Source organism: Lysinibacillus sp. C5.1 (assembly GCF_016350185.1).
Classification (GTDB): Bacteria; Bacillota; Bacilli; order Bacillales_A; family Planococcaceae; genus Lysinibacillus; species Lysinibacillus sphaericus.
Genome location: NZ_CP066226.1, coordinates 4,129,081 through 4,146,951, shown reverse-complemented (window position 1 = coordinate 4,146,951; position 17,871 = coordinate 4,129,081). Strand labels below are relative to the sequence as shown.

Here is a 17,871-nt window from a genome sequence, read left to right as displayed (position 1 = left end):
CAAGGATGAATAGGTATGCTAAACAACAGAGATTTTTCTATCACTACTTATAAGGGAGCAAGATATATGCAAACGATTACTGGTAAAACAGCTTTAATAACTGGTGCGGGTCGTGGTATTGGCCGTGCAACAGCCATCGCCTTTGCGAAAGAGGGCATTAATGTTGGGCTTGTGGGACGCACATTAGAAAATTTACAACAGGTTGCTGACTTATTAAAGGCGTATGATGTCAAGGTGGCATTAGCTACAGCGGATGTAGCTAATTTGCAATCAATCACAACAGCAGTAGAAAGCATTCGTGCTGAGTTAGGGCCAATCGATATTTTAGTAAATAATGCGGGTATTTCAAAATTCGGTAAGTTTTTAGAGCTTTCACCTGAAGATTGGACGAATATTGTAGATGTAAATGTCAAAGGTGTATATTACACAACACGTGCCGTCCTACCTGAAATGATTGAGCGTTCTTCCGGAGATATTATTAATATTTCATCTACCGCTGGTCAAAAGGGTGCTCCTATTACGAGTGCGTATAGTGCTTCGAAAGCGGCTGTTATTGGTATGAGTGAATCGCTGATGTTAGAAGTTCGCAAACATAACATTCGTGTTGTGACATTAACGCCAAGCACGGTTGCAACGGATATGGCAGTGGAATTACAATTAACTGATGGTAACCCAGAAAAGGTTATGCAAGCGGAAGATTTAGCAGACTTAATGGTCGCTCAATTAAAATTACATCCACGTGTTGTGCTAAAACATGCAGGTCTTTGGTCAACAAATCCTTAAAAACTAGTTGCCCAACAAATAAAAATAACAGTTACCAAAAATGGTGACAAGATTAAAGGCATCAAGATTTCACTCTTGATGCCTCTTTGTTATTTTTATAGTTAGGAAATGTTATTTGATTGTTAAATGCATTTATTAGTTGATTGGAGCGGAGGGCGGGCGACTCCTGCGGGACAGCACAAAACGTAAGACGCGGGCAACCTGCGCGATAGCAAGGGTTGCGGCTTACGGTGTACCCGCGGAAAGCGTCCGCCCGTAGCGGAAATCAACGGCAATAGTTAGCGCTACAAGTTTTTCTACAAGATTTTTTATTACTTTTTACGCTTTGTTAAACGTCCAAGTACGAATGCACCAGCTGCTACTGCAAGAACGGTATTCGTTTTTTTCGTAAATACTTGTTTCGTAACAAGGTTAAGGTTTTGCGGACGTTCCGCTAAACGACGCATAAAGTAACCGTACCAATCTTCGCCGAATGGTACATAGACACAGAAGTTATAGCCTTCTTTCGCAAGCTCTTTTTGCATATCTGTGCGGAAGCCGTACAGCATTTGGAATTCAAATTTTTCGAGTGGAATATTATTGTCTGCAACAAAGCGTTTAACATGTGCAATCACGTTATGGTCATGTGTTGCAATCGATGTAAATTTGCCATGTAATAAATGATATTCAATTAATTCGATAAAGTTTAAATCGATATCTAACTTATCTTGGAAGGCTACATCAGCAGGCTCTTTATATGCACCCTTTACGATACGTAAGCGGTAGTTTTTAAATTTTTCAATATCGTCTTTTGCACGATAAAAGTATGATTGGATAACCGTTCCAACATTGTTAAATGTTTTTGATAGCTCTTCCACCATATCAAATGATGTTTGTAGACGACCGTAATTTTCCATATCAAAGTTAACAAAAATATCATAAGCTGCTGCTTTTTCTACAATCTCATATAGATTGTCATAGCAAAAATCAACATCAATGTCTAAACCTAATTGAGATGGCTTTAACGAAATATGCGCATCCACACCATTTTCATGAATGGCTTCAATGACAGCGAGGATTTGTTCCTTAGCTTTTGTCGCTTCTTCTTCATTCGCAACAAATTCCCCTAGATTATCAACCGTGCAAGAGATATTATGTGCGTTTAAATCTTTGATGCTTGCAATTGTTTCTTCTATATTAGTACCAGCTACCACACTTTGGGCACCTAACTTTAAGCCGTATTTTTTAGCAGCACTATTTAATAGTTGGTTTTCAGATAATTGGATGAAAAAATCGCGTAATAACATGGGTCATTCTCCTCACTGCATTTTTCTTACTAGTATAACATATTTATAGTAATTGTCATGATATCACGAAAACAATTATTCAACTTCCAACAATTGTAACCTTTCGTTAAAAAGCGCAGGATAGCTAAAAAAACCTATCATTATGCTCGATAATGTTGCGGTTGTTAAAAGGGCAAAAATAATTAACAATTGAAATTGTACGGCTTGTATAGGGTCTGCACCGCCAATAATTTGACCACTCATCATACCTGGTAATTGAACAAGCCCAATCGTTTTTTGACTTTCGATGGTAGGGATCATGCTCGCTTTAATCGCATTGATTAGTTGGCGATGAATGGCTTGCTTTGGTGTACCTCCTAGCGATAAGATAAGTTCAATTTCATTTTCGTGACTTGTAATTTCCGCAGTAAAGCGATTTAAAAATAAAATAGATAGTACCATGGAGTTGCCAATTAGCATTCCGCTAATAGGAATTATATACTGTGCAGTTGTAGGAACAATGTTGAAGCCGAGTAAAACTCCTTGTGTGACAATTTCCACCATTACAAGCGTAAACACTATTTTCCACGTAATACCCTTAATACCTTTTCCCTTTTTTCGGGCATTTAAAGTGGCAGCCACAATCATCAATGCCACCATTAGAAAAATATATATAATACTCCCTTCATCAAAGACAAAATTTAAAATATAGCCGACTGCAAGCAATTGAATAATTGAGCGAATCGTTGCAATAATTGTGTCTTTTTCAAGCCCTAGCTTAAATGTCTTTGATAGTACTAGCGGGATTAAAACAAAAATCAATGTTAGCGAAAGTGAAGTATAAGTCATGCGTTTACCCCCTGTATAAATTCAGCGACTCTTGGGTTAGTAGGGGCTTTCAATAACGAGCTTTCACCTGTTTCAATCAGCTCTCCATCCATCATGACCCATGTGTAATGGCCGATCGTGAGCGCTTGCTGTAAATTGTGGGTAATCCAGATAATCGTAACATTATAGTTTTTATTTAATGATATGATAAGTGCTTCAATATCCTGTACAGATTGACGGTCCAATGCGGAAGTAATCTCATCTAACAATAATATAGAAGATTGATTAATGAGAGTACGTGCAATGGATACCTTTTGACGTTGTCCACCAGATAATTCATTAGTAGCGCGGTGTAAAAAGCTGGCATCGAGCCCGACATCTAGTAAATATTGAATGGCATCTTGTTGTGTGAGCTTTTTTCCTTGTAAAGCGAGTGGAAGAGCCAAATTGTCAAATACAGTTCCAGCAATCATAGGTGCTGCTTGAAGAGCAATTCCGACATGTTTTCTTAATGTAGTTGGTTCATAGGTAGTGATTGTTTGATTGTCAATGAATATAAGCCCGTCAGTTGGTGATAATAGTCCGTTACACATTTTTAATAAGGTCGTTTTACCAGCGCCAGATGGGCCAACGAGCGTTGTAATTTTGCCTTTAGGAAATGAACCGGTAATGGACTTTAAAATAGCCTTATCCTTTACTAAAAAGCTCACTTGTTGAAGATGGATAGCGGGCTCGTATATCGTAGTCATGTAGTTGAAACTCCTTTATGCTTATAGGTAAAATAACTGTAGCATGAAATATTTGTTAACTACAGTTATTTTACCTTTTTGCAGTATACTTCTAATCATCATGTGTAAGGAGAATTTTAATGACTATTTTATATGTAGATACACTAACATTCGCGCAAGGCGAGATGTATATGATTGCGGCGAATGAAGGGCTTGTCTATCTTGGCACACCCAATACCGCATTTGATGAGGTGGAAAAGTGGGCTCAAAAGCACTTTAAAGGCTACAGTTTTGAAGAAAACAGTGAAAAGCTTAAGCCTTATGTTAAGCAATTCACAGCCTATTTTAATCGTGAGCTGACTGAATTTAATTTACCAATTCATGTGAAAGGAACAGCATTTCAACTAGCTGTCTGGGATGCACTCAAAGAACTTCCTTATGGAACAACCACAACATATGCTGCTATTGCAGAGCGAATAGGCAATCCAAAGGCTGTGAGGGCTGTTGGAAGTGCAATCGGTGCGAACCCGATATTAGCGATTATTCCGTGCCACCGTGTAATTGGGAAGAACGGTAAGCTAACAGGCTTTCGCAGTGGGTTAACGATGAAACAGTTCTTACTTGATTTAGAGAGAGAATAAATATAACAAAAAAGAAACTGCTAGAGATCCGCGCAAATTGATACGGATAGCTAACAGTTTCTAGTGCCTTATAATGGATAACGTATCTAATTTTTAGACATGTTTTTCGGTAACGTTTGTTTGTGTTTTGCCGATATGAGTTAAACGTTGAGCAAATGTTTCACCTTGTATAGCGGAGCTTTTAAAAATCTCTTGGTATTCATAAGCAGGTGTACCATGTTCGATCACATCTAGACCTGTAATCTCTTCTTCTGCTGATACACGTAAAGGGACAAATGCTTTAATGATGTATAAGCCTGCTGTGACAGTAACGCTAACCCAAGCAATTGTAGCAATCACACCTATAGCCTGAATACCTAGTAAGCTAATGCCACCACCGTAGAACAGACCTTGACCACCAACATCAAATAGCCCAACTGCAAGTGTACCCCAAATACCACAAATACCGTGGACAGCAATTGCACCAACAGGATCATCTACTTTTAACTTCCATTCAATAAAACGGACACCTTCTACTAATAATGGTGCTGCGATTAAACCAATAATAAGTGAACCAACAATGCTGACGTTTGCGGCACCAGCTGTAATGCCTACTAGACCTGCTAATGCACCGTTGAGAGTTAGTGAGCCATCAATATGACCGTAGCGGAATTTAGTATAGAATGCAGTGGCAACAACGCCAGCTGCTGCTGCGAAAAATGTATTAGCAATTACTTTTGGAACAAGTGCAGGGTCTGCTGCTAACGTAGAGGCACCATTAAAGCCGAACCAACCGAACCAAAGTAAGAACACACCTAATGCGCCGATAGGAATACTATGACCAGTAATAACGTTAACACGTCCGTTTTCGTATTTACCTAGACGTGGTCCAACCATTATGGCTGCTATAAACGCAGCGACTGCACCAGTTAAATGGACAACAGTAGAACCAGCAAAATCGATAAAGCCGAGGTCAGTTAACCAACCTTGACCGCTCCACACCCAATGACCTACTACAGGATAAACAAGTATTGTCATTAGTATGATAACACCGATATAAGCAAAAATATTTGTACGTTCTGCTACTGCACCCGATAAGATAGTCGCACCTGTGGCAGCAAACATTGTTTGGAAAATAAAGAAGGAGAGGTCATCTACACCGTTTAAAGCGAAACCACTTGTTCCGAAGAAGCCTCCTGCTGTGTCGCCGAACATAATGGCATATCCACATAGGAAATAAACAATCCCACCAAGCGAAATGGTTAAGAAATTTTTCATAATAATGTTAACTGCATTTTTAGAACGAGTAAAACCTGCCTCGACCATTGCAAAACCTGCGTGCATAAAGAATACTAAAATTGTCCCAAGCATAATCCAAACTAAATTTACAGATAATAGTACGTCATCCATAACTATCTCCCCCTTATTCTACAGCAATTGATCCGACTTCTTTAGTACGGATACGAATTGCCTGTTCTACTGGATAAATGAAAATTTTTCCGTCGCCAACTTTACCAGTTGCAGCATCGCGTAATAAAACTTCCACAATAGCATCAACTTTTTCATCATCGATGATCATTTCTAATTTCAATTTTGGTAAAAACTCAATTTCATAGGCATTGCCTCGAAACAAACCTGTATGACCTAATTGACGACCGCAGCCAGCGATTTCAGAAATACTTAAACCTGCAATGCCTACTTTTGCAAGTCCGTCTCGTACAGCCCCAAAAACTTCCGGACGAATAATGGCCTCTATTTTTTTCACTCACAACAGCTCCTTGCGTAAATTTAATTTACATATTATAGCGAGTAGATAAATGGCGCAATGTTTTTTTTGATTAGCATGTTAGGTTATATTACATGATATATTTCGTCTTTCGTAGTAGTTTACTAAAAAGCTATTTATAAAAGGAATGTAAGCGTTACTAAAATTTGTGTCAGAAATGTGAACAGTTCAAAATTTTCTGACTATATATGTTAGGAAACATAACATGGAAACAGAAAAGTGTAAAACGCAAGATTTTGGGTATATAGTGTATACTAGGACTAATTATGAAAGTGGAAGAAGGGATTCCTATGAGATCGAACTATGCTGACGATAGCTTAGCGCTACACACGGACTTGTATCAAATTAATATGGCAGAGTCTTATTGGGCTGATGGCATACATAATAGAAAAGCGATTTTTGAATTATATTTTAGAAAATTACCATTTGGAAATGGCTTTGCCGTATTTGCTGGACTGGAACGCATGCTTGAGTATTTGCGAGATTTTCGCTTTAGTGAGTCAGATATCGCGTATTTACGTGAAGAGGTTGGATATAAAGAAGACTTCATTGACTATTTAAAAAATATTCGCTTTACAGGCGATATGTATTCAATGGTGGAAGGGGAGCTCGTTTTTGCCAATGAGCCAATTGTACGTATTGAGGCACCTTTAGTTGAAGCACAACTAATCGAGACGGCTCTATTGAATATTGTCAATTATCAAACACTAATTGCCACTAAAGCAAGTCGTATTAAGCAAATCGTTAAAGATGAAATGGCAATGGAGTTTGGTACACGTCGAGCGCAAGAAATGGATGCGGCTATTTGGGGAACTCGTGCAGCCTTTATAGGAGGGTTTGCTTCAACTAGTAATGTGCGTGCAGGAAAACTATTTAACATTCCGGTAGCTGGTACTCATGCTCATGCACTTGTACAGGCTTATAAAAATGATTATGATGCATTCCACGCCTATGCGAAACGTCATCGCAACTGCGTATTTTTAGTGGACACCTATAACACGCTGAAATCTGGAGTGCCGAATGCGATAAAAGTGGCAAAAGAACTTGGCGATAAAATTAATTTCATTGGTATTCGTTTAGATAGTGGGGATATTGCTTTCTTGTCAAAAGAAGCACGTCGTATGTTAGATGAAGCAGGCTTCCATGATGCCAAAATTGTTGTCTCCAATGATTTAGATGAATATACAATTTTAAACTTGAAAGCTCAAGGTGCCCGCGTAGATATGTGGGGAATTGGTACAAAATTAATTACAGCTTACGATCAGCCAGCATTAGGGGCTGTCTATAAAATGGTCGCTATAGAAAATGATGAAGGTCAGCTAGAGGATACGATTAAAATTTCTGCTAATGCTGAAAAAGTTTCAACTCCTGGCTTAAAAAGTGTTTATCGTATTATTGACCGTAAAAACGGTAAAGCAGAGGGTGATTACATTACGATGTATGACGAAGACCCTCAATCTGAAGAGCGAATAAAGATGTTCCACCCTGTGCATACATTCGTATCAAAATTTGTCACGAATTTTGAGGCGAAAAACTTGCATCAGCATGTGATTAATAAAGGGGACGTAATTTATGACAATCCAACGTTAGAAGAGATGCGTAATTATGCAGCTGACAATTTAGAACTGCTGTGGGATGAATATAAACGTGCCATGAATCCAGAGGAATATCCAGTCGATTTAAGCCAAAAATGCTGGGATAATAAAATGCGAAATATTGAAGAAGTACGAGAAATGGTCGATCGAATTGTAAAAGACTAAGGAGTGGAAGATGTTATGGCATTACAACAGCAAATTATTACCGAATTAAAAGTTTTGCCAACAATTGATGCACAGGAAGAAATTCGTAAATCCATTGATTTTTTGAAGGAATATGCACAAAAATATAGCTTTGTTAAAGGGTTTGTACTTGGTATATCAGGTGGTCAAGACTCTACTTTAACCGGTAAATTAGCTCAACTAGCAGTTAATGAGTTAAATGAGGAAGCAGGCGAGCAGAAGTATTCATTTTGGGCAGTGCGTTTACCATATGGTATTCAAAAGGATGAACAAGACTGTCAGGACGCTATTGATTTTATTAAGCCTACGACTACCTACATGGTCAATATTAAGGAAGCGGTTGATGCAAGTGTTCGTGCTCTAGCTGATGCTGGAGTTGTGCTTAGTGATTTTGTAAAAGGGAATGAAAAAGCACGGGAGCGCATGAAAGTACAATTTTCTATCGCTGCTATGAATAGTGCTGTTGTGTTAGGAACAGACCACGCTGCGGAGGCAATTACAGGTTTCTTTACAAAATATGGTGACGGCGGAGCCGATTTAATGCCTATTTTTCGTCTGAATAAGCGTCAGGGGAAACAATTATTATCAGCGCTCGATTGTCCAGCGCATCTGTATTTAAAGGTTCCGACTGCTGACTTGGAAGAACATCGTCCATCATTGCCAGATGAAGTGGCGCTTGGAGTAACTTATGAGCAAATTGATGATTATTTAGAAGGGAAGCAAATTCCTGACGATGCTCGTGAACGATTAGAGCAACATTATTTACGCTCTCAACATAAACGCCATATGCCAATTACAATTTTTGATGATTTTTGGAAGTAATGCTTATGAGAATAGAGTTGTTCAAAAGTGATAGATACTTTTTGAATAATTCTATTCTTTTTTTATATATTTGGTTCTGTTTGCTTAATTTTTTGCATATAATGTCGATATAAATACCTATAAAGTAAGTAAAATGAAAAGGAGGGTAACTAATTATGAGGACTTCTAGAGTAAATGCGACGACAGGTAGCACTTTTCGTAATGAACAACAGTATTTACATGCTGGTGATATTAGTCATAACTTTAGCCACCATACACAGCAACAATTTAAAAAAAGTTTGCAAAAAAATAAAGAGAAAAAGCAATCAAGTAATAAGAGGCCGATGCAGCAACAACGCCATAATCAACTAGAATCTATTTTTGCAGAAAGCGGAGGCTCTGTTCAAATTCACAATGAACTAAATGAAACAGCTGGAAAATTGAGCCGTCTAAGTAAGCTAAAGAAGCGCCACAATAGTTACCGTACCTCTATATAGCAAAATCAAGTTCGAGAATATAGTTGTTGATTGTGGCGACTCTACTAAAGAACGCACAACCAATCGCTAGTAAAAGTGAGAGAATCAAAGACCCGCCCGTAGCGGACAACAACGGCAAGTGTTAGATTGATTGCAGTCAATCTAACACTTTTTCTCTTTTGTCCTCGCTTTTTTAATCGTTTTAGTTTGTACGAGAATACTTTGACTTCAAGACGTTCGCAAAGTAGTCATATAGATTTTTCCGAATCTTCACAGAGGTTTTCATCTTATTTCACATCTTATCTGTAAAATACTAGGTAGTAACAGAAAAGAATTGGGGGAGCAATAGTGAAAAAATTATGGTTACCAGTACTAGCTACGTTACTAATATTGACAGCGTGTGGTACTGAAAAGGCAGAAGTGAAGGAAGAAAAAGCGAATTCAGAAGTTGCATCGAAAGAGTCTGAAGTGAAAGATGAATCAGTGCAAGTTGCTTCTTTAGTAGATTCACGATTACAAGAACCACAAGAAGATACAGTTTGCGAAATGTGTAATATGAAGGTTTATATGAAAGACCATGAAATGGGTGTATTTTCTGCTCAAGCGATTAAAGCAGATGGTACAATTGCGTTTTATGATGACATTGGCTGTTTAGTCAATGCAGAGGTTGCGAATAACGAGAAAAATGATAAGTTTGTACGTGATTATAATACAAAAGATTGGGCGAAGGTCGAAGATGTCACAATCGTTAAAACAGATTTAAAATCACCAATGAACTGGGGATATATCTATTTCATTAACAAAGCTGATGCAGATAAGTATTTAGCTGAAAATCCAAAAGCGCATGTAGAAGAATTACAAAAAATTAAAGACGATGCATTAGAGCGCCGTAAAAAGAAAATGCAAGAAAACGCTGAAAAGGAAGCTAATGGAGAATCAGATAAAATGAATATGGAAGAGATGAATCATGAAAGTGATGACCATAATCATTAATACAGAAGGGCTAGGGGAATTTCCTCTAGTCTTTTCTTACTGAACTTGGAGGTACTAAAGGTGAAAAAAATAGGATGTGTCTTATTGTTTTTGCTATGTATAAGTTCGACTGCCTATGCAAAATTTGATATACAGGAGGCAATCGACAGAGCGGAACCTGGTGCCGTCATCAACATTCCAGCAGGTTATTATAAAGGAAATTTGATCGTGACAAAAAACATTACATTGCGTGGAGAAAACGGCACAGAGATTGCAGCCGTTGGGGAAAAACCAGCAATTCGTATTGAAGGTGCAGACGCAGTAATGATTGACAATATGACGCTATCGGGAAAAAAGGGAATTGTTGCTAGTGAGGTGGAAGGTCTTGCGCTACGACAATTGAAAATTAACGACGTGCATAGTGCTGTGCATATTCAACACGGCGAAAATGTACACATCCAACATGTTGAAATAGTTGGCACACAGGCGCATTATTCAAAAAAAGGTAATGGTATTGCTATTTATCAAAGCGAGAAGATAGTGGTTGAAGATAGTAATATTAAACATGTGCAAGATGGTATTTACGTAGAAGAGGTTGACGGCATTGTTGTGCAACGCAATACGGTAGAGAATAGCCGTTATGGTACGCATTTTATGTATACTGAAAATGCCAAGGCTCTAAACAATACGTATGCGAGCAATGTAACAGGATTGATGGTGATGATGACTAGCGGTATTACGATTAAGGACAATGTAGTCATCCATCATAACGATATGAATGGCAGCGGAGCATTGCTATATGATGTGCAGCGTGCAGACCTTGCTTTTAATACGATGAAGAACAATCGAACGGCCATTGCATTACAAAAAAGTGCAGAGGTTCAAATTATGCATAATAATTTTCAAATGAATCAAACGGCTATTGAAGGGACAAAGGTAGATGACCAAACAGTTGTATACAATAATCAGTTTACTGGCAATATATTAACAGCTCGCTCCGATCAACAAGGCATTCAATTATCGAGTAATTATTATGATGATTATGTTGGAACGGATTTAAAAAATGACGGTACTGGCGATGTTCCATATGTCGCTGTATCTAGCTTTGGACAATGGATGGTCCGACAGCCAGTGTATCAATATTTTGTAGAGTCACCAAGCGTTGTTTTACTAACTTCCCTCGATCAGCAAATCAATAAAAGCGCGAGGACGGTGCTTGTTGATGAAACGCCGAAACTGATGAAAGACCAAAGTGTAAAAAAAGTAGATATGGATATAGCACAGTTTTTGCTAGGTCTATTTTTTATTTTAAGTAGTGTATGGCTATGGAAAAGAGGTTTGATGGAATGAAAAAGTGGATACTAATAATTTGCGTTAGTTGTTTACTGGCTGTAGGGTGTAGTGAAAAAACGTTTAAACCACGTGACATTGTCAATGAAACCGATGTTTGTAAAGTTTGTAACATGTCAATTGTGCATAACGAGTATGCCGGACAAATTGCCTTGAAAAATGGTGACTATGAAATGTTTGATGATATTGGATGTTTAATTGAGTATATTGCGGCAAATGGAGACGAAGAGGTTGGCGCTGCATTCATTAAGGATGCAAAAGAGAACAAATGGATTGATGTTTCGAAGGCGACGTTTGTCTACAACAAAGATTATTGGACGCCGATGAATTATGGTGTACTTGCTTTCGAAACACAAGAAGCTGCGCAATCTTGGATGGCTATTGAAGGTAAGGGACAAGTGCTTACTTATGAGGATTTAAGCGATTTTAATTGGGGGATTCATCAGTGATGTACAGCATGCTCATCAAACTTGAATTGAAACAAATGTTGCGCAGTCGGTGGATGCAATTAGTTGGCTTACTCTTCACTTTTGTTTTTACATCGATTATTGTTATCCAGCAAATGGCACTGCCTGATGTAGAAGGTTTTACTCGTCAAACAGCTTCTTTTTTAAATGTCCTTTTGTTTTTATTGCCTCTATTTATTTTGACAATTGGCAGTATGAGCATTGCTGGTGATATAGAAACAGGGTGGTTTTCTTTATTAAAAACCTATCCGATGACGCGTAAACAATATATTTTTGGAAAGTATTTAGCTACTGTTATTGCCTTTTTATTAATCGTGATGGTAGCGTTTGGTGTTGTTTTAGCACTTGGCGGATTACTTGGTGGCGTACGTTTGCCGTTTATTTTTATAAATCTGACATTATTATGCATTGCTATTTTTACTTCCTTAGCGTTAGCTATTGGGGCGGTAGCGAAAACGAGATTATTTGCGCTATCTCTGTCGTTAGTTTTATGGTCATTTTTCTTATTGCTTCTGTCGTATGCCTTAATGGCAATTGGCACAGTAGTTGCAGGGCATATTTTACAAAAGCTAACGATTATTGTTATGCATATTAATCCTGTAGAATGGTTGCGCTTTGGTTACTTTATATTTACAAAACAGGCCAGCGTACTTGGTCCATCTTTTTATAATGTGACAGCATTTTATGCATCACCATTGGGCTATGTGGTATATGGATTGGTAACATGTTTGTGGGTAGCTTTACCGCTTGCCTTTACTGCAAGGAGACTAAAGAAGGGGGAGAAGCGGTAGTGTTACTAGAGGCGAATCATCTATCAAATGTCTATAAAAATAATAGGGGACTTAAAGACGTATCCTTTACTGTGCAGAAAGGGCGTATTTTAGCGTTAGCAGGTGGCAATGGAGCGGGGAAAAGTACGCTTATTCGCCTGTTAACTGGACAGGAGAAACCGATGTCAGGGGAGCTAAAATGGCAGGAGAGTCAAGCGATTCGTTATATGCCAGATGATGTAGATTTCCCCTCAATGTTAACGGCAGCAGAAGTATTGCAATTACTGTCCTCTTTGAAAAGAATAGCTAAAAAAGAGCAAGAGCAAGTATTGAAACGCGTTGGCTTGTGGGACGTTAGAAAGCAAAGGGTTCAACAGTTTTCGAAGGGAATGCGGCAACGGTTAAATCTTGCACAAAGTTTACTAGGTGCGGGGTCGCTCCTGATTTTAGATGAACCAACGAATGGACTTGACCCATTTTGGATTGCAGAGTTGAAAAAAATGATGCTTGAACAAAAGGAAATGGGCAATACAGTGATATTTTCTACACATTTACTAGGATTTGTAGAGGAAGTAGCAGACGATGTGTTAGTGTTACATGAAGGAAATATATTACTTTCAGGAGACTTAAATGCAATATTGAGGAATGAAAATGTTTCAACATTAGAGAGTTTATGGTTAAAAAAATTAAATCTGTAACATTTATGTAAATGAAACGTTATACTATTAGGTAGGTTTGTTTGATAAGAAACATCAAACAAACCTCTTTTTATAGAGGCAATAACATGTTTGTTAATTTATCATTTTAACTGGATAATGGCACATTAATTGTGTTACGAAACAGTTTTCGATATGCTTGAACTAAATTATCGTGCAATTCAAATAATTGGTTACGAAAATGGGAGGTTTTTTGTTTTATGAATTTACAAATCCAAATGGTATTAGAAAATATAGAGAAAGTAATGATAGGAAAGAGAGAGGTAGCGGAACTTAGCATTGTAGCCTTACTTGCAAGGGGGCACGTATTACTTGAGGATGTGCCAGGAGTTGGTAAGACTATGATGGTACGTGCGCTTGCTAAATCTTTCGATGCCCAATTCAAACGAATTCAATTTACTCCCGATTTACTGCCCTCCGACGTTGTAGGCGTTTCCATCTATAACCCAAAAACAATGGAATTTGAATTTCGTCCAGGACCGATTATGGGCGATGTAGTTTTGGCTGATGAAATTAATAGAACGTCACCGAAAACACAATCGGCCTTACTTGAAGCGATGGAGGAAGCATCTGTTACAATTGATGGTAATACACTTATGATTAATCAGCCATTTTTCGTTATGGCGACGCAAAATCCTATCGAACACGAGGGTACCTATCCATTACCAGAGGCACAGCTTGATCGCTTTTTACTAAAAATAAAAATGGGTTATCCAACGAGAGGGCAAGAAGTAGAAATACTGCGTCGTGCTGAAAATGGCAAGTCTATTGAAAAAATTGAAGCTGTGCTTTCGGTGGCACAATTAATTGAATTACAGCAACTTGTGCAAGGCGTTTATGTGGAAGACTCCGTTAAAAACTATATGGTTGAACTGGCTTCTCAAACAAGAGAGAATAACTACGTGTATTTAGGGGTTAGTCCTCGTGCGACAATTGCTTTGATGAAGGCGTCTCAGGCATATGCATTTATGAAAGGGCGAAGCTATGTAATACCGGACGATGTTCAATATTTAGCGCCCTATGTCTTTAGCCACAGATTAGTGCTCAAGCCAGATGCGCGTTATGATGATGTAACAGCAGAAGAGATTATTGAACGTATTATTGCGAAAACGCCTGTGCCGACGAAGAGGTTAGCAGAGCAATGAAGAAATGGCGAGCCCTTTTTGAAAAAAGTAAACATTTTCTATTAGTGAGCTTTCTGATACTTATTACGTTTTGTTATGCTATGTTTCAAGGTGGATTTGTCAGCTGGTTTGTCTTTTTTACGGTAAGTCCATTTTTGTTGTACGCTTTTATCTTCCAACTTGTGAGGGAGGAAATATACAGTGTAGAGCGTAAAATTGACCCTTCTCATATAGAAAGCGGACAATCAGTTCAAGTGACAATAAGTGTAGAAAGAAAAACGCGTTTTCCATTTGCGTATATGCTGATGGAAGAACTTGTTGGTAGCGAGATGCTAGTGCAGTCAAAGGTGCAAGAGAAAGACGCCATAAAATTTGTAGGTTTTAAAAAAACGTTTACGTGGCGTTACACACTTGAAAGCTTGTCACGTGGTGAGCATCGTTATTTAGGTGCGCAAATCATCTTCCATGATTTTTTCGGATGGGCAAAGAAGCGCATTTTGGTAGAAAAAGAACAAATCGTTCTAGTTTATCCGAGAGTGCATGATATGAAATATGCTACATTGCAAACAAAATTAGATGTTGGGTCCATGATGACCCCTTATTCAATTGTGAAGGACACATCAATGGCTATAGGTTTACGCGAATATGTACCAGGTGACCGCTTTTCGTGGATTCATTGGAAGTCATTTGCAAAAACACAAACACTTCAGTCAAAGGAATTTGAAGATCGTCAATCACAGGAATTGATGTTAATGCTCGATGTAGGTCCTTCTCCGTTATTTGAAGAGAAGGTGGAATTGGTCGCTTCAATGCTTAATGCGATTGTACGAGGGCGTGGGGATATTTCCTTTGTTTCAACAGGTGTAAAAACAAAAGTGTTTTCTTCTATCCAAGGTGAAAAGCAACTAGATCGAGTGATGCATCATTTAGCTTGTGTCAAACCTGTTGAAAATGCAAAATATCAATTGCGTGATAACCAAGTCCTTCAGCGTGTGGCAACGCTTCTATATGTTACGAGCGATATATCAGATGAATTACTACATACTTTAGGTAATACGGTGAAAAGTTGTATTTGTTTTGTAGTATCTCAAGAGACACAGGCACGTTCTGATGTAACAAAGCGTTATAAACATATTCAAGTTGTACATGTAAACCCAACAGATTATTACCACTTGTTCACGGAGGTGATGAAGCCGTGAAAAAATCACTAGAAAATTTTATTGAGCTAGCTTTCGCGTACGTCATTATTTTCTTTATATTACGTGAGTGGCTAACACCAGTTATGCAATTAACAAATACAGGTTTAAGTCAGTTGTTTCTAGTTTTTATCGGCTTAGCACTAGTGCTTTCTTTATTTAAAGTTCGACCGTTATTGTCCGGACTTATAAAGTTAGGTTATATTACATGGTTTGTGATATTTGTTTATAGCGAGAATCCGTTTTTTTCAGGACACACCATTCCGTTTTTAGTGAATGAAGTGACGTGGAACATGGTGAACATTTTTTCAGGGAATTTTGGACAAGTATCAGATGCATTTAGAACAGTATTGTTTTTAGCGTTGATTTGGATGTTAATTTATTTAATTCACCACTGGATTACAGTGCATCATAATATTTTCTACTTCTTCGTATTAACCGTATTTTTCATCGCGACACTTGATACGTTTAGCGAATATAATGGAAAGCTCGCTATTATTAAAGTAATTGTGCTTGGTCTAATTATGACGGGTGTACTTTTTATTAAACGTTTAAGACTTCAGCTCGATGCACCGAGTGATATGCTTAGAAAGTGGAAAATTGTTTTACCAATGCTTATTTCGGTGGCACTTGTCAGTATGGTGGCATTCTATTTACCAAAAGCAGGACCGACATGGGCTGATCCAGTACCGTTTATCAAAAGCGTTACAGGGCAAGATGGTGTAGGAGATGGACAAAGAACAGTTGGCTATAGTGATGATGACAGTAAGTTAGGTGGGCCGTATAAAGGAGATAATACATTAATTTTTACGGCAACCTCACGTGATCGCCATTATTGGCGTATCGATACTAAAGATACGTATACATCGAAAGGCTGGGTGTTATCAGGTGAATATATGGGGGAAGCTGTTTTTGAAAACGATACCCCAATTTATACATCCTTGCAGGTTGGGCCACGAGAAAATGAACGGCAAATTCAAATGGATATGGCTGTCCCTATGCCATTTTTAATTCAAACATATGGCATGTTATCCGTTTCGGCAGAGGACCCTACCTTGTATATCCAAGATGGACAAACTGAAAAAATAGTAACAAAACAACCGAGTGGTGAATTGGTGACGACGGATAATGGTAGTAATAAATTACTGTCAAATTATACGATCACTTATAGTGAGCCAAACTATAGTTTGCAACAGCTTCAAATGTCTGAACCAGCTATGTTAGAAACATTAGATTCTTCTTATAATCGTTTTTTACAATTACCTGACACACTTCCGCAGCGTGTACAAGATTTAACGCTCGATATAACGCGTGATAAAGCCTCTGTATACGAAAAAATAAAGGCAGTGGAAGGCTATTTTTCAAAGGGAAACTATAGATACGATAAAAAAGCAGCAGCTATTCCTGCTGAAAAACAAGATTATGTAGATCAATTTTTATTCGATACAAAAGTAGGTTACTGTGATAACTTTTCTACATCTATGGTTGTTATGCTTCGTTCTATCGGCATTCCCGCTCGCTGGGTGAAAGGTTTTGCACCAGGTGATGCAGGGGCGTTATCAAATGGTCTGCGTGAATATAAAGTGACGAATGACAATGCCCACTCTTGGGTAGAGGCATATGTTCCAGGTACAGGGTGGATAGAGTTTGAACCGACAATTGGCTTTTCTGGTACAGTGAATATTGATTATGATTTACAGCAAAATCAACCTCAGCAAGAAGAAGTACTACAACCAGAAGAAAAACCAGCGCAACAGCAAAAGAAAGAGCAACCAACAGAGCAAACAGCTAACAATTCAGCTTTTAGCTTAGACCGTGTATGGGCTTGGGTGAAATCGTTAAAATATGTTTGGTTCACGCTAATGGCTTTACTCATTATTATTGGTGCGGCTTTATTTGTACAACGAAAAACATGGATTCCTAAAATGCAGGTGCGTGTCTATCGCAAAAAAGAAGCGGATTGGTCAAGTTTTGATGCTTCCTATCAAGCATTAACGAAACAGTTAGGGCGCATTGGTTTAAAACGAAAACATGACGAAACATTGCGAGCGTTTGCTGAGCGGGTAGATGCATCGTTAGAGACAGAAGAGATGCAAAAGTTAACGGCCGTATACGAGCAACATATTTATGGCAAGAATGCACAAGATGTTGACTTCGTTAAACTGCGGGAAAGTTGGGAATATTTAATCAATCGCACAATCGGTTGATTTT

General features: G+C 38.2%; 18 protein-coding genes. 13 read left to right on the top strand and 5 right to left on the bottom strand.

Annotated elements, in window-relative coordinates:
* Positions 1 to 66 precede the first annotated feature (66 nt).
* Positions 67 to 783: a 3-ketoacyl-ACP reductase gene (locus tag I5435_RS20385; protein WP_024363972.1), complete on the top strand. Its 717-nt coding sequence runs from the start codon at positions 67 to 69 to the stop codon at positions 781 to 783.
* A 311-nt stretch (positions 784 to 1,094) separates the two neighbouring features.
* On the opposite strand, the gene I5435_RS20380 is transcribed toward I5435_RS20385, so the two are convergent.
* From I5435_RS20380 to I5435_RS20370, 3 genes are all read right to left on the bottom strand, one after another.
* Entirely contained in the window at positions 1,095 to 2,069 is a 975-nt protein-coding gene (locus I5435_RS20380; RefSeq protein ID WP_024363973.1) for a proline dehydrogenase family protein, read from the bottom strand.
* 75 nt (positions 2,070 to 2,144) lie between these two features.
* Complete coding sequence (locus I5435_RS20375; RefSeq protein ID WP_337982882.1) at positions 2,145 to 2,897, bottom strand: ABC transporter permease; 753 nt, start codon at positions 2,895 to 2,897, stop codon at positions 2,145 to 2,147.
* The gene (locus I5435_RS20370) at positions 2,894 to 3,625 is read right to left on the bottom strand and encodes an ABC transporter ATP-binding protein (RefSeq protein ID WP_024363975.1); all 732 of its coding nucleotides are present in this window, start codon (positions 3,623 to 3,625) and stop codon (positions 2,894 to 2,896) included. The genes I5435_RS20375 and I5435_RS20370 overlap by 4 nt, the downstream gene beginning before the upstream one ends.
* 119 nt (positions 3,626 to 3,744) lie before the next feature.
* Between I5435_RS20370 and I5435_RS20365 the strand changes: the two genes are divergently transcribed.
* Positions 3,745 to 4,245, top strand: a complete 501-nt coding sequence (locus I5435_RS20365; protein WP_337982881.1) for a methylated-DNA--[protein]-cysteine S-methyltransferase — start codon at positions 3,745 to 3,747, stop codon at positions 4,243 to 4,245.
* 93 nt (positions 4,246 to 4,338) lie between these two features.
* On the opposite strand, the gene I5435_RS20360 is transcribed toward I5435_RS20365, so the two are convergent.
* Positions 4,339 to 5,634 carry an ammonium transporter gene (locus I5435_RS20360; protein WP_024363977.1) on the bottom strand — a complete coding sequence of 432 codons (1,296 nt, stop codon included), beginning with the start codon at positions 5,632 to 5,634 and terminating at the stop codon, positions 4,339 to 4,341.
* Positions 5,635 to 5,647: 13 nt separating this feature from the next.
* Positions 5,648 to 5,989, bottom strand: coding sequence for a P-II family nitrogen regulator (locus I5435_RS20355; protein ID WP_024363978.1), 342 nt, complete (start codon positions 5,987 to 5,989; stop codon positions 5,648 to 5,650).
* A gap of 311 nt (positions 5,990 to 6,300) precedes the next feature.
* Here I5435_RS20355 and I5435_RS20350 point away from each other — a divergent pair, with 311 nt between their 5' ends.
* From I5435_RS20350 to I5435_RS20300, 11 genes are all read left to right on the top strand, one after another.
* Entirely contained in the window at positions 6,301 to 7,770 is a 1,470-nt protein-coding gene (locus tag I5435_RS20350) for a nicotinate phosphoribosyltransferase (protein WP_024363979.1), read from the top strand.
* 15 nt (positions 7,771 to 7,785) lie between these two features.
* Positions 7,786 to 8,610, top strand: a complete 825-nt coding sequence (nadE, locus tag I5435_RS20345) for an NAD(+) synthase (RefSeq protein WP_337982880.1) — start codon at positions 7,786 to 7,788, stop codon at positions 8,608 to 8,610.
* A 155-nt stretch (positions 8,611 to 8,765) separates the two neighbouring features.
* Complete coding sequence (locus I5435_RS20340; RefSeq protein ID WP_024363981.1) at positions 8,766 to 9,086, top strand: hypothetical protein; 321 nt, start codon at positions 8,766 to 8,768, stop codon at positions 9,084 to 9,086.
* 327 nt (positions 9,087 to 9,413) lie between these two features.
* Positions 9,414 to 10,058, top strand: a complete 645-nt coding sequence (locus I5435_RS20335; protein WP_024363982.1) for a nitrous oxide reductase accessory protein NosL — start codon at positions 9,414 to 9,416, stop codon at positions 10,056 to 10,058.
* A 60-nt stretch (positions 10,059 to 10,118) separates the two neighbouring features.
* The gene (locus I5435_RS20330; RefSeq protein WP_337982879.1) at positions 10,119 to 11,387 is read left to right on the top strand and encodes a right-handed parallel beta-helix repeat-containing protein; all 1,269 of its coding nucleotides are present in this window, start codon (positions 10,119 to 10,121) and stop codon (positions 11,385 to 11,387) included.
* Positions 11,384 to 11,836, top strand: coding sequence for a nitrous oxide reductase accessory protein NosL (locus I5435_RS20325; protein WP_337982878.1), 453 nt, complete (start codon positions 11,384 to 11,386; stop codon positions 11,834 to 11,836). The genes I5435_RS20330 and I5435_RS20325 overlap by 4 nt, the downstream gene beginning before the upstream one ends.
* The gene (locus I5435_RS20320; protein WP_337983883.1) at positions 11,836 to 12,645 is read left to right on the top strand and encodes an ABC transporter permease; all 810 of its coding nucleotides are present in this window, start codon (positions 11,836 to 11,838) and stop codon (positions 12,643 to 12,645) included. Before I5435_RS20325 ends, I5435_RS20320 begins: the two co-directional genes overlap by 1 nt.
* Complete coding sequence (locus I5435_RS20315) at positions 12,645 to 13,322, top strand: ABC transporter ATP-binding protein (RefSeq protein ID WP_025220668.1); 678 nt, start codon at positions 12,645 to 12,647, stop codon at positions 13,320 to 13,322. The genes I5435_RS20320 and I5435_RS20315 overlap by 1 nt, the downstream gene beginning before the upstream one ends.
* A gap of 218 nt (positions 13,323 to 13,540) precedes the next feature.
* Entirely contained in the window at positions 13,541 to 14,485 is a 945-nt protein-coding gene (locus I5435_RS20310) for an AAA family ATPase (RefSeq protein WP_108031237.1), read from the top strand.
* Positions 14,482 to 15,663, top strand: a complete 1,182-nt coding sequence (locus I5435_RS20305) for a DUF58 domain-containing protein (RefSeq protein ID WP_337982877.1) — start codon at positions 14,482 to 14,484, stop codon at positions 15,661 to 15,663. The genes I5435_RS20310 and I5435_RS20305 overlap by 4 nt, the downstream gene beginning before the upstream one ends.
* Positions 15,660 to 17,867, top strand: coding sequence for a transglutaminase TgpA family protein (locus tag I5435_RS20300; protein WP_337982876.1), 2,208 nt, complete (start codon positions 15,660 to 15,662; stop codon positions 17,865 to 17,867). Before I5435_RS20305 ends, I5435_RS20300 begins: the two co-directional genes overlap by 4 nt.
* The last annotated feature ends 4 nt before the right edge of the window (positions 17,868 to 17,871 follow it).